This window comes from Paenibacillus allorhizosphaerae (assembly GCF_042659105.1).
Classification (GTDB): domain Bacteria; phylum Bacillota; class Bacilli; order Paenibacillales; family NBRC-103111; genus Paenibacillus_G; species Paenibacillus_G allorhizosphaerae.
In genome coordinates, this window is sequence record NZ_JBHSRV010000041.1 from 1 (window position 1) to 12,687 (window position 12,687).

A 12,687-nucleotide genomic window follows, 5' to 3' on the forward strand; every position below is an offset into this window, starting at 1 on the left:
GCTTCTTTAACGACCTGCTTCTTAAATTCTTTAGAATGCTTATTTCTCGTCATGTCATCAGCCCCTATCACTAATAGTGTAATCCATACACACTCTTAGTGTCCAAGTTCTTTAGGGGGCTAAACAGAATCGTTCTGTTCGAAACGGAGATACGATTCATTCGTAACGCAACTATCGGAAGGGTGAGAAGCGTGAACAAAAGGTACCGGCATATCAGGCTAAAGGAACAAATCAGCATCAAAAAAATATACTCGTTCCATTACAACGAATTGAACAAAGATTACGTTTATCTCGGCGAGCAGCATAATTTTTGGGAGTTTTTATACGTGGACAAAGGCGAGGTCGAGATTACGACCGATTTCTCTACGTTCCATCTCAAGCAGGGCGACATGGTTTTCTACACGCCCAACGAGTTCCACAGCTTGAGGTGCAACCGGAAAACGCCGCCGAATATATTCATCGTCTCATTCGATTGCCAATCTTTGGCGATGCGGTTTTTCTCCCACAAAATGCTTCGTCTCGGCAACGATGAACGCCAGCTGCTCTCGCAGCTCATTGAGGAAGGAAACAAGCTGTTCGTAATGCCGGTCGTCGGGCCGCACGCCCATCCGCTGCCGTTAAAACCGAAGCATCCGCTCACCCGGAAGGAAAAGCCGGACTTCGGAACGGAGCAGATGATCAAGATTTATTTGGAGGCGCTGCTGATCCGGCTCATCCGCAACAATCGGGAGCAGACGCCGAAGCCCAAGCTATCCTCCATAACGAAGGAAAAAGGAGATCGGGAGCTTGTTCGCCGGATCGTCGATTATTTGGAAGCCCATTTACCGGATCATCCGTCGCTCGACCGGCTATGCTCCGAATTCGCCCTAAGCAAGACGCAGCTGCGCACCGTTTTCCGCGAGCACACGGGCTGCGGCATTACAGAGTACGTCGGGCGGCTGAGGATCGAGCGGGCCAAGCAGCATATCCGTGAGGAAACGAGCAACGTGACGGAAATCGCGGAGCAGCTCGGCTTTTCGAGCATCCATTACTTTTCGCGCCAATTCAAAAAAGCGACGGGCATGGCCCCTTCGGAATATTTGAAGACGATGAAGGCTCAAATGTAATTAAAAATCCCCGAAATGAAAAAGGAACCTATTCGGTTCCGTGTTCCGTTTCGGGGAAGCATTTCGTTTACAAAAATACGATGCTGTGCGAATATAGGCGAGCTGGGCTATCGCTTCGGTCCTCGTTGTTCTGAGCTCTTCGAATCGTAGCGTCCCGTCTTAAGCGGCTAATGTTCAGTTGGCCAAAAAAATGCCGTTTAACGAGCGTAAAACAGCTTCATGCTGATTTCTTTAGCTCCCGTTTTGACCGCCTGCACGATGCGCTCCCATAGTTTCGGATCCCATCTCGCCTCGGGCGTCGATACGCCGAGTGACGCCGTAATTTTGTGCGGCGCCCCATAAATCGGGGCGGCAGCGCAGCGGACGCCATGGACCGACTCCCCCCTGCTGTATTCGACTCCCTCGACGCGGATTCGCTCCAGCTGCTCCATTAATTCACCGAAGTCGGTAACGGTCGTTTCCGTTAGACGGCCCAGTTGTTTGTCAGGATACAACGTCTGAATCTCACCATCCGTCATACCGCTCAGCAGCACTTTGCCCATCGCCGTAGCGTGAAGCGGGAGCTGCATGCCGAGGTGAGAGACGAAACGAACCGGGTGCGTGCTTTGTTTTTCGGCTACATAGAGCGCCATCTCTCCGTTACGAATCGTCAGGAATACCGATTCGTTCAGGTCGTCGACCATTTTTTGCGCAACGTATTGAAATTCCTCGGCCAGATCGGTCCGCCCGGCATATTTGCTGCCAATTTCAAACAACTTGTACCCGAGCCTGAACGTTTTCCCTTGTTTGTCCGTTTCTAAGTACCCGCGGGCAAGCAAGTTTTGCAGCAGCTTATGCGTGCTGCTTGCGGGGAGGTCGAGCTGCCGTGAAATCTTCGACAAATTGAGCGACTCGTGGCAGTCGGCAAACAATTCAAAGATGTCGAGCACCCGGTTGGCGGATTTTACAGTAGCGGTTGCGGCTTGCTTCTCCGTTTCTTTCATGCATACTCCTTTCCTGCTCGCATTTCTTGCAATCCGTCGTGCGTCCCTTGTTTGCCTCCTGCAGACATCCGCATTACGTCTCGGATCAAGACAGCTTGATCAGTTGGCCTCCGTCGACAACCATGCTCGTGCCGGTCATATAGGACGATTCGTCCGATGCGAGAAATAAGGCCGCGGATGCGATCTCTTCCGGTTGTCCGACCCGATTCATAGGCACGGTGCGCAAATAGTCGGCGATCGCCGGCGGGTTATCGATCAGCGGCTTCGTGAGCCTTGTCTCGATAAAGCCCGGACAAAGCGCGTTGACGCGAATGCCGTGCGCGGCAAGCTCCAGTGCCATCGACATGGACAAATTGATCATTCCGCCCTTTGTCACATTGTAGTGCGCCTGACCCGCTTCCGCTTGGACGCCGTTGACACTGGACATTTGGATGATCGAACCCCCGCCGCCTTGACGTACCATTTCACGGGCAACACGTTGGCTTACGAGAAACGCGCCTTTCAGGTTGATGTTCATGTGCCGGTCCCACTGCTCCTCGGCGATGTCCAGAAACGGAGTGACTTCGCAAATGCCGGCGTTGTTGACCGCGATATCGATGCGGCCCCACTGCCCGACAACGCCGTCGATCAAACGATCTACCTGTCCATTGTCGGACACATCGGTTTCGAACGCCAACGCCTCACCGCCGGCTTCCCCGATTCGTTTCACCGTTTCGTCAAGCGCCTCTTTCCCTCTGCCGCACAGGGCGACCTTGGCGCCTTCCCGTGCGAACAGGATCGCGACCGCCTGCCCGATTCCGTGCGAACCTCCGGTAATGAGCGCAACTTTACCCGATAGTCTCATTTGACTCTAGCTCCTTCAGCCGGAAGAATACGCGATCGATCGCCGAAAGCGTCGCTTCGATGTGCTCCGGAGCATGAACGGCGGAAATGTACCATAATCCGTTCGGCCGGACCAATACGCCTTCATCCAGCAGCAGCTCGGCGAACTTCGCATATTTGGCCGCATCGCGTTTTTGAAACGTATCGAAATGAGTCACTTCGGCTTCGCTGATGAACATCATATGGAACACTGGCCCGATCTGGTTGACAACGCCGGGGATGCCGTGTTTGTCGAACAGCTCGCGGATGCCGCTCGCCAACCGGATGGCGGTATTCTCCATCGTGCCGAACACGGCGCCGCCGTTTGCCGTCAAATGGTCGAGCACCGCCATGCCGGCGGCCATCGCTACGCCGTTGCCGTTGAGCGTCCCGAGATGGCTGACCTGCTCCGAATCGATCAGCCCGAGAATGTCCTTGCGGCCTCCTACGGCGCTAAGCGCGATGCCGCCGCCCAGAGCTTTGCCGACCGTAACCAAGTCGGGCATGATGCCGAAACGGCCATGAGCGCCACCCGGACTTAATCGGAAGCCTGTTATGACTTCGTCAAGAATGAGTACGATGTTCAGCTCGCGGGTTAATTCGCGCATGCGCTCAAGATAACCCGGACGGGGCATAATGCAGCCCGAATTGCACATGACCGGCTCGGAGATGACGGCTGCGATGTCGCTGGCGTGAGCGCGCAGCGTGGATTCCAGCAGTTCGGGATCGTTCCAAGGCAGCAGGATCACGTCCCGCAGGCTCAGCTCGCTTTGCCCTTTTGTGCCGGGAGGCACGTTGTCCGCCGAGGCGGACGTCGCCGTCTGCAGCATGTCCGGGCTCGGAAACGAAGTAAAGATCGAGTCCGACCAGCCGTGATAATGGCCGTGGAATCGGATGATTTTCCGTTTGCCGGTGAAAGCGCGGGCAAGCCTCAGCGCCAGCATGACCGCTTCCGTGCCCGATCCGCTGAGCGAGACTTTGTCGGCGCAGGGCAATAGCTCCGTCAAACGCCGCGCTAGCTCGATTTCCCCTTCGTGCTGCAAGCCGTATGTAATTCCTTTGGACATCGCACGGCTTACTATTTCGTTGAATCCGGCGTGAGCGTGACCTAAGATCAGCGGGCCATAGGCAAGCAAATAATCGATATATTCGTTGCCGTCCATATCTTTGACGATGACTCCGGAAGCAGACTCGACGTATAGCGGCGTCGGTTTCATCGAGCCGCGGAGCGTGCTTGCCACACCGCTTGCCAGTACTTGTCTGGCCTCCGTAAGCTTGACGCGGGATTTATCGTAGGATCTCATTTCGTTCTCCTCCCCTATCTACCGTTATTCGATCGTGTCGAGCGGGTATATCGGCCGATTCAGCGCTTCATAACGGAACCGCTGCTGGTTCGCCGAACAGCATCCGGGCGTGTCGACATCGATGGCTAGTTTCGCCACGTCTCCGAACGCCGTCTTCCAAGCTAGCGCCGATTTCGCTACAATGATGTGATATTGCTCGGGGTACAGCCCGACGGACCTGACGTGGCCCGGATCCCACGGAGCGACCCGTTTTTCCGTCAATATCAAGGTTACATTGCCGCACTGGACAACGGCGGTCAATCCCATTCTTGCGTTCTGGCCCGTCATATAATCGCCGATATGGGTGTAGTTGCCGTCAAACAACGTGCGGACCGTCCCTATCACGGGGATCGGCTTACCGTGCAAACCGTCCGTTTTCCCGCCGACAGCGTAGCGCAGCTCCGCCCCGATGCCAAGCTTGGCCGCGAACTGAACCACTTCCGGATCGCAAAGGACGATCAGGCTCGTCTTCGGCGCCGCCAGCAACAGCGGAAGCAGATGCGTCGAATCCGCCGGTGAGCCTCCGCCGACATTGTCGGAGCTTTCGGTCAGGATGACGGGGCCTTCCGCATGCTGCAGCGCTAGCGCCACCGCCTCGGCCGGTTCAGCCTGCCGGACCGTGAATCGTTCCCTGCGCTCCCATGCCGCCGCCCGCATCCGCTCCGCGCATCGCTCCGCCAAAGCAAGGTCGCGGTCCGCCGTCGCGACGATCGTCATCCCCGCATCTGCGACATCGCTGAACGGAAATCCACCGGCCACCGAAATGTTCAGCACGCCGGGCTCTCGTTCCAACGCGAACGCGAGATCCATCATTTCTTTCATCGCCCCTGAATCCGTTAGCATCGCCTGAGGAGGAACAAGCATCCGCGTATGGACAAGCTTCTGAACGGGCTTGATTTCGCCGTCCAGCTGCCGCTTCAGCAGGCGGACCGCTTCCACCGCGCGATCGTATACGTCCACGTGCGGATATGTGTCGTAAGCGACAATCAAATCGGACAAATCGACCATGGCCGGGCTGACGTTGGCGTGCAAATCAAGCGTAACCGCCATCGGCAGACTATTCCCGAACTTAGCGCGGAGTCTGCACAATATTTCCCCTTCTGCGTCGCGGTACGAAACCGCGACCATCGCGCCGTGCAAAATGACGACCAATCCGTCAATGCCGCGATCGACCGAATCCGCCAGACCGTCCGCGATCGCATCGAACGCCTCACCCGTTACCATGCCGCTCGGCGTCGCTTGGGTGTACAAGCCCGGGCGCAGTTCCAGTCCTAGCTCCTTCGACGCATCGATGACGCCGCCCATTGATGTTTTCGTACCCGAATAGTGGCTGATAAACGCATCCTTCCCGACGACCCAGTCGTCCATAAAAGCATCCAACCCCGTAGTCCCCGGGGCGAACGTATTCGTCTCGTGGACTACGCCAATAACGCCGATCGCCTTCTTCGTACGATTCGATATCGAATGTTCCATAGCGTTTCACTCTCCTCCCACGCCGCACCAATCGACCATAATTTCCGCATACCAACGGATCAACATGGAATAGCTGTCCAAATCCATTTGTTCGTCTGCGGCGTGGGCGTTCGATCCGGACGGGCCGAGCACAAGCGCAGGCGTCGGGCTGTATAAGTTGAACATGAAGCCGTCACAGGCGAACGGAGCCCCTTGCGGAGGCCCAGGTTCCCTCCCGAGTGCGATGGTTCCCGCTCGTTTGACGGCATCGAGAAATCGATCCGTCCGTTCTCCCGCTATCATCACGCTCCCGGACAAATAGCGAATCAGCGGAGTAAAGTGAGGGCGGCATTTTTCCAGGATAGGGAAGTTTGGCAGCTCGCTTTCGTAAAATTCCTGCAGCATGCCGATCATTTGCCGTTCCGTCATGCCCGGGTAACCTTCGATCCAAAAATTCAGCTTGCCGTCGGCCGGCAGCTTTTCCTGAAGTTCGCGCTTTGTGTCGCCCGATAAGATGGACAATGCAACCGCATCGATGCCCCTGCCCGTATGGCTCCACAGCGAATGAGGCTTCACGAGTTTGTTCAGCCGCTTTTTGAATTTTTGCAGCAGCATGGCAAACGATACGGTCGCGTCCAATGCGCTGATAAGCTCTTCTCCGTTGAATCCGATACCGCTTTTACCGGAAAACTCCGCTTTCCAAATACCTCCGCCCAAGTGTCCCGAATACGGCACGAGATTGGTCGGTTCGGGAATGATGGCCATGTCCGGATTGATCCCCATGAGCCTTCCGGCCAGCGTTCCGTTCGCGCCTCCGTGCTCCTCGTCGACGACGCTTTCGATATACACCGTACCGTTCAGCGGTATGCCGCATTCGTTCAGGCACCTGACCGCTTCGAGAGCGGCCGCCATTCCACCCTTCATGTCGTACGAGCCGCGTCCGAACAGCTTTCCGTCACGGATCGTTCCGTTGAAAGGTCCATCCCGCCAAGGTTCCACGCCTTCATACACGGTGTCGGCATGACCGGAGAAAACGAGCGATCTCCCCTCTCCCTTGCCCGGAAACTTTCCGTGCACATTCGGACGGTTCGTGTAATTTCGTCCGCTCATATATGCAGGATGTTCTCGCAATCCAGGGACGTTATCCAGCTCGTAGACGGTCACTTCCGCCCCCATTGACCGAAGCCGGTCGGCAAAAAACGATTGGTAAGCGAATTCGTTGCCGTTCGGAGGATGATTGACGCTCGGGATTCGGACCAAATCCGAGGCCAAGGCTACGGATTCATCCCTGTGCCCCTCGATCCATCCCCTAATCCGTTCGGATATGAGATCCCGGTCCATTATCCGATTTCACCCCTGCGCGTCGGCGCATAAGCAATCACATCAATTTCGATCAAATAGTTGCCCAACCCGCTCTGCACGGTCGTTCTCGTTGGATAGGGCTTGCTGAAAAGCGTTTCGTATGCTTTGTTGTAAGCCGGGGAATCGCTAAGGCAGCTCAGATGCGCGTTCACTTTAATGACGTGATCGAGCGTAAGGCCGGCTGCTTGTAGAATCGATTCGATATTGCGGACGCTCTGTATCGTCTGAGCCTCGATCGAATCCCCAACGAGCTCGCGGGTTTCCGGGTCGACTCCGACTTGTCCGGAGACGTACACGAAGTCACCTGCACGAAGCGCATGGGAAAAAGGAAGCGGGAAATGCGGTGCATTGGATGCTTTGATTTCGATTGACATGAGTGGACCAATCCCTTCATAAGGATGAATGAAATGAATTGCCGAGATTATTGCACTTTCCCTCTCGCATCGACGGTTAACCATTTCTCGAACCGTCCATTGCGAACCCCGACAAGCCTGTCGTGCAAGTTCGTCACGACGCAGCAATGATTAGGTACGATTCGAACCTCTTGACCGATCTTGAACGCTTCGCTATCCGGAACCGATACGATGCCGTGCTCTTCACTTAGCCTTTCGATAACCGCATCTTCGTGGCCCAATAGAATGCCGTAACCGGGGCGAAATCTGTTCACGTCGCTGCTGAGCGTCTTCGATCCCGCATCGATAATAATCGTTCCCTGTCGCGGGCGTCCTACGACGGTGGCTGCAATCGTCATGGCCAATTGATCACGGCCGATCAGGCCCATCTTCCACTGCCCGCCGTCTCCAAAGACGTAAGCGCCCGGACGTATTTCCGTCACGCCGGACCCTGCAATGTCCGCGACATATTTCGAGGTCGGCGTCGAGCCGACGCTAATCTCCTCGATCCGGATTCCGTCCTTTTCGAGCCTCTGCTTCGTCAGAATCAAGCTTTCCTCTTCCTGCTTCGCAACCTCGCGGATCCCGCCCGCATCGTTATGGCCGTATGCATGCCCGGCATGCGTCATTAACCCGGCGATGCGGATGTAAGGCAATTGGGCAATTCGTTTGACCAACTCCGCCGTCTCTTCACCCGGCTCCCGGCCGCACCGGTTTAGCCCGGAGTTCACGTCGACATACAGCGAAATGTCGCGGTTCAAGCTTCTACCCAGCGAGGATAGCTGACGCGCCACCTCTTCGTCGTCAGTACTCAACGTCACTTTTGCCTTCTCCATCAATTGGCCTAGCCGTTCCAACTTGGACTGTCCGATGACCGGAAACGCTATCAAAATATCGTCGATGCCGCCCTCCGCCATGACTTCCGCTTCCCCGAGCTTGGCAACCGTAATGCCTGCCGCTCCGTACCGGAGCTGCTCATGCGCGATCCATACGCTCTTGTGCGTCTTCGTGTGCGGTCGGAGCTTCACCCCGGCAAGCGCCGCCAAATTTGCCGTTTCCTTCAGATTCCGGTCCAGAATGTCCAAATCGATTAGGACGGACGGAGTTTCCCATTGCTCATTGGAACTCATTCGATTCACTCCCGGATTGGTTTGCGCGTATCCGGTTTCTTGCGAGGACAGAATACGCTTCTTGCTTTTTCACGATCATCGTATCATATCCATTTATTTCACATCAAGAAAAATATTCCCTAAATGGAAAACAGCGGCTGTTTCCAAAGGAAACAACAGCTTGTTTCAATGACATCTTGTTTGGTCATGCGCCGTGGACGATACATCATATCGAGGCGCTCTCTTTTTGACACAGCCGTCTTTATCGTTTTTCCCTCTGATTAGACCTTACGATTGTTAACGATCGTGACTATTCCTGCTGCCGTCCGCAATGCATATATCACCCCGTCCGGCCTTCATCGATACGTTATACATTCCACGAATAACCGAGACGCCTACCGTTTCCACATAGTAAGGGAAAAAAATCGGCACTGCCAGGATCTGATCGGCTGTCATCTTCATCCAGTCCAGCAGCTGCTCGGTCAGCTCCTTCACGCAGTTTCATGTAATCCAATCATCCCAATCAACTTGGGCACAATTCTTTCATAAGGAGACAGGTTCTAATGAAAATGATTCTGATTACTGGAACATCGTCTGGCCCAAGACGAGAGACCGTTAAGCTTTTTGCTGCTAATGGTTGGAATGTGTTGCGACGATGCGATCGCCTGAAAAGGAGACTGTCCGAAGAAAATAAAGTTTTAGACTGGATTTGTTGATCCTACGCGTATTTCATTGCAAATCGTCAGGACCCAAGTAATAAGTATTAGACTGACTTCAAGATAAAACCAGGGGGAGTCTTTGGACTTAGACTCCCCCTGGTTTATTGAACTAACGTGTCCCCGGAGCGTAATGATTCAAACGTTTTTTTCTTCGTTTATTGTGGTAATTAACTCAATCTTATCGTTAATATCAGAACGCAAGAATGATTTTGCTTCTTCGTTTCCAGTCAATTGAAGAAAAACCGGTTCCTCTTCGTTACTTGCGATCACCGCAAAGGATAAAAACGGACAGCATTTCCTCTCCATGCTAACCCATTCATTCACAAGGCGCAGTGTTTCCGAATGACCGGAGAATTGATATTGATACCCTTTTTCAATCTCCAAAATGCCGATCCTTCTTGTTTCTAACTCTCCCCATATGCTTTTGTATTCAACACGCTGCTGCTTGGTAAAAACCGTATGGCAGCAAGCAACCGGTATCTCATTACTCATTGCTTTTATCCCCTTTCACATTGCACAAGAGTTACAGCTACATCCCGGCTTAAAACATGCTGATCCGTTTGCCTTGCGCCGCTGATAAATAACGACTCCTGTAATCACAAACAGAAGAGCCAACAATGCAACTACCACTGGATTCAGATAGAAAGTTGAGATGCCCAAGGCTGCTGCGCCGCCGAGCAACGGCAACGAGCAGCACAAGGCGCACGCCCCTATTAGCCCTAGACCGGCAAGCCAACTCTTCATTTTCATTTACTTCACCTCCCATTCAAGCTATAATTTAATCATAAAACTTAAAGTTAACTTTAAGTCAAGGGGTGAAATTTATGGCTGAGCTTAGTATTGGGCAATTGTCAGCAAGGGCCGATGTGAACGCATCGACGCTGAGGTATATGAATCCGTTGGTTTGCTGCCTTCTCCCGAAAGGAAAAACGGTCAGCGCCGTTATAGTGAAGGGCTGCTTGACCGCATCAATTTTATTAAAGTCGCGCAGCAGACCGGATTTAGCATTCAGGAAATCGCTGTTTTGTTAGAGGGCTTTGATACGCATGATTCTCTTTCCGAGCGATGGGAGCAGATGGCAAAGCAGAAACGCTCCGAGCTAGAGTATAGAAAGAAACAAATAAATTCGATGATACAGATTCTAGACAACGGCTTAAGCCGCAAATGCCTTACCTGGTCGGAATGCTTCGAGAAGATACAAAAAACTGGTACTTGTTAGGAAAGGGCATGTCTTCGTGCTGTTAGCTATATTCATTTTTGCGCTTGCTGGACTCGCTGAAATTGGTGGGGGTTATATGGCTTGGCTATGGCTGCGGGAATCGAAGCCCCTTTGGTATGGGATTGTCGGAAGCATCGTCCTCATTTTGTACGGCATCATTCCAACACTGCAAAGTTTCCCCTCGTTTGGGAGAGTCTACGCCGCTTATGGTGGCGTGTTTGTTATCCTCGCTGTTTTGTGGGGATGGCTCGTCGATAAGAATGCACCCGATTTGTATGATTGGATTGGGGCCGCTATTTGCATTGTAGGAGTGTCTATTATGCTACGGGCACCGAGACTACGTTAACCTGCCAGTTACTTCAATGAAAAAGCAGACTGCCGCGGCGGTCTGCTCGTTAAACTATCGTCTCCGCTACTTCAATAACATAACTTTTATTGAAAAGGCCGACTTGGTAATTGAATATTTTGCTCCATCTGCTTATTACTCTGGTTCCAACTTGACTTGATGAAGGCTTTATTTATAAACAGTTCTAAATCATCTTTATTTTTGAAAGTATAAGTACAGTAATAAACATATTCTTCATTCTTATCAAGATAGCCATGGTCGACACCATTTGAGGATGTTCCGCTTATTTGCAAAAAAGGTGTTGGTTCATTAAAAACAACCTTAAATGATTCAGCAATTGATCTACCTTTATTGAGTGCGTAAAAAAGTATTTCGATCATTATTGGGTTATCAAGATGATTTTGATAGTGATCGATTTCATTTATAACTTGTTTATTTGTAATGACCTGATAATTTACAGAGGTCAATATATCAGTGCTTTGATTAATTTTTTTCTTCATCTCGTTAATACGAATGTCCCCAGTATTATTACATCCAATGATCATGAATAATGGAATCAGTAACAAGATGTACTTCGAAATTTTCGCTCAAGTCCCATCTCCCTTATAAGTTAAGCATTTTACAAACCCTCCTTAAGTAATACGCTTCACCATATGGAATTGTTTCCCAACAATCCCTTTTTTGTTACTTCTTATGAATAAACAACTCCGCATATCTGCCCGTCAATGTCATCAAATAGGAGCTGTCCTTGCGGCAGCTCCAGACTATCGTTCTCCGTTAGTGTAATAACAATGTTCTTAATCCCACCAAAAATACCATCGTGTGGAATTAATAAGTGAGCCTGCTAGAGAATTTACTGTTCCCACCCCTTGCCAAACAATGTCGCCACAAAACCCAAATTGTTCCCAAGCTAGAAATTCTGATTCTTCCTGTGTTTTAGGCGGTTTCTCAACAAGTAATTCCCAAACATCATGGGTTACTAATCCTGGCCTGGCACCATATTTTTCATACCAATATTTGAACACTGCGACTTGCTCCTCTGGTAAAGGACAAGAATTGAATCCGCCCATCGGAATCCAAGCGGCCACTTCCCAAGGTTTATCTGTAGGAATTTTTGCAATAATTATATTCTGATTTCCTACATTTTCAATTGAGATAAAATCATTCTTCTGTACATCTATAGAAAATTCACCAGCGATATCGTACTCTTCCTCCTCGGGCATGGCTTCAACAACTAATTTCTTTAATAATTCTATTGCATCAATATCATTCGCTTTGGCTATGATTGATTCTCGATGATACTTATCAGTCATGATATCAACGATTTCAATCATAATCTCAGAAGGAAAAATTATTAGAGGGGTAAATCCTTCATTCTCTCCCTGAATTAATGCTTGATGATACTTAGTCATAATTCCTTGAGCATCGTTCTGTTGAATAATCTGACACTCACAACCTAATTTAGAAATGAACTCTTTTAGATGATCTTTCTGTTCTAACTTTTTCTTGAACCTATCAAATATTCCCACGTCTTCTTAACCCTCCTAAACTAACTCAAAGATGAAAAGGTCTAGCAATATACATTAATCGTTCTCCGTTTCGATGTTCTCCCAATGCCTTAATAACTCTATTGGGTTTATGTCATACAAGTTCAACACGACATCACGTTATCCTGCCCGTTAGCCCCCCATGCCCTGTCGGGCGCCACAGAGGATGAAAATTTTGGTGCGACGTTTTATACTATTCTTACGGCTGGTGAGGAAGGTCGTTGCGCTATGGTGTCACGAACCCATCC

14 protein-coding genes are annotated in these 12,687 nt (G+C 51.3%); 3 read left to right on the forward strand and 11 right to left on the reverse strand.

Annotated features, from left to right (window positions below; genetic code table 11):
* The first annotated feature begins 191 nt into the window (after positions 1–191).
* Complete coding sequence (locus ACFQI7_RS37095; RefSeq protein WP_218103440.1) at positions 192–1,106, forward strand: AraC family transcriptional regulator; 915 nt, start codon at positions 192–194, stop codon at positions 1,104–1,106.
* Between the two features lie 197 nt (positions 1,107–1,303).
* On the opposite strand, the gene ACFQI7_RS37100 is transcribed toward ACFQI7_RS37095, so the two are convergent.
* The 9 genes from ACFQI7_RS37100 to ACFQI7_RS37140 all read right to left on the reverse strand — a co-directional run bounded on the left by ACFQI7_RS37100 (position 1,304) and on the right by ACFQI7_RS37140 (position 9,819).
* On the reverse strand, positions 1,304–2,089 hold the full coding sequence (locus ACFQI7_RS37100; protein ID WP_218103438.1) for an IclR family transcriptional regulator: 786 nt from the start codon (positions 2,087–2,089) through the stop codon (positions 1,304–1,306).
* An 85-nt stretch (positions 2,090–2,174) separates the two neighbouring features.
* Positions 2,175–2,933, reverse strand: a complete 759-nt coding sequence (locus ACFQI7_RS37105) for an SDR family NAD(P)-dependent oxidoreductase (protein WP_218103436.1) — start codon at positions 2,931–2,933, stop codon at positions 2,175–2,177.
* A complete protein-coding gene (locus ACFQI7_RS37110) occupies positions 2,917–4,254 on the reverse strand; it encodes an aspartate aminotransferase family protein (RefSeq protein ID WP_218103435.1) in 1,338 nt (445 codons plus the stop codon). The genes ACFQI7_RS37105 and ACFQI7_RS37110 overlap by 17 nt, the downstream gene beginning before the upstream one ends.
* A gap of 24 nt (positions 4,255–4,278) precedes the next feature.
* The gene (locus ACFQI7_RS37115) at positions 4,279–5,766 is read right to left on the reverse strand and encodes a M81 family metallopeptidase (RefSeq protein ID WP_218103434.1); all 1,488 of its coding nucleotides are present in this window, start codon (positions 5,764–5,766) and stop codon (positions 4,279–4,281) included.
* A 6-nt stretch (positions 5,767–5,772) separates the two neighbouring features.
* Complete coding sequence (locus ACFQI7_RS37120) at positions 5,773–7,086, reverse strand: M20 family metallopeptidase (RefSeq protein WP_218103433.1); 1,314 nt, start codon at positions 7,084–7,086, stop codon at positions 5,773–5,775.
* Positions 7,086–7,481, reverse strand: a complete 396-nt coding sequence (locus ACFQI7_RS37125; RefSeq protein WP_218103432.1) for a RidA family protein — start codon at positions 7,479–7,481, stop codon at positions 7,086–7,088. Before ACFQI7_RS37125 ends, ACFQI7_RS37120 begins: the two co-directional genes overlap by 1 nt.
* 47 nt (positions 7,482–7,528) lie before the next feature.
* Positions 7,529–8,629 (reverse strand): alanine racemase, encoded by a 1,101-nt coding sequence (locus tag ACFQI7_RS37130; protein ID WP_218103431.1) that lies wholly within the window; start codon positions 8,627–8,629, stop codon positions 7,529–7,531.
* 276 nt (positions 8,630–8,905) lie between these two features.
* Positions 8,906–9,103 (reverse strand): hypothetical protein, encoded by a 198-nt coding sequence (locus ACFQI7_RS37135; RefSeq protein ID WP_218103429.1) that lies wholly within the window; start codon positions 9,101–9,103, stop codon positions 8,906–8,908.
* Between the two features lie 359 nt (positions 9,104–9,462).
* Positions 9,463–9,819: a hypothetical protein gene (locus ACFQI7_RS37140; RefSeq protein ID WP_230415789.1), complete on the reverse strand. Its 357-nt coding sequence runs from the start codon at positions 9,817–9,819 to the stop codon at positions 9,463–9,465.
* 412 nt (positions 9,820–10,231) lie between these two features.
* Here ACFQI7_RS37140 and ACFQI7_RS37145 point away from each other — a divergent pair, with 412 nt between their 5' ends.
* Both ACFQI7_RS37145 and ACFQI7_RS37150 read left to right on the forward strand, forming a co-directional pair.
* Positions 10,232–10,546, forward strand: coding sequence for a MerR family DNA-binding protein (locus tag ACFQI7_RS37145; RefSeq protein WP_230415787.1), 315 nt, complete (start codon positions 10,232–10,234; stop codon positions 10,544–10,546).
* 16 nt (positions 10,547–10,562) lie between these two features.
* A complete protein-coding gene (locus tag ACFQI7_RS37150; protein WP_218103428.1) occupies positions 10,563–10,892 on the forward strand; it encodes a YnfA family protein in 330 nt (109 codons plus the stop codon).
* 86 nt (positions 10,893–10,978) lie between these two features.
* Here the strand turns inward: ACFQI7_RS37150 and ACFQI7_RS37155 are convergent, their stop codons facing one another.
* Both ACFQI7_RS37155 and ACFQI7_RS37160 read right to left on the reverse strand, forming a co-directional pair.
* Positions 10,979–11,458 (reverse strand): hypothetical protein, encoded by a 480-nt coding sequence (locus ACFQI7_RS37155; protein ID WP_218103427.1) that lies wholly within the window; start codon positions 11,456–11,458, stop codon positions 10,979–10,981.
* Between the two features lie 231 nt (positions 11,459–11,689).
* Positions 11,690–12,421: a DUF4253 domain-containing protein gene (locus ACFQI7_RS37160; protein WP_218103426.1), complete on the reverse strand. Its 732-nt coding sequence runs from the start codon at positions 12,419–12,421 to the stop codon at positions 11,690–11,692.
* Positions 12,422–12,687: the final 266 nt, after the last annotated feature.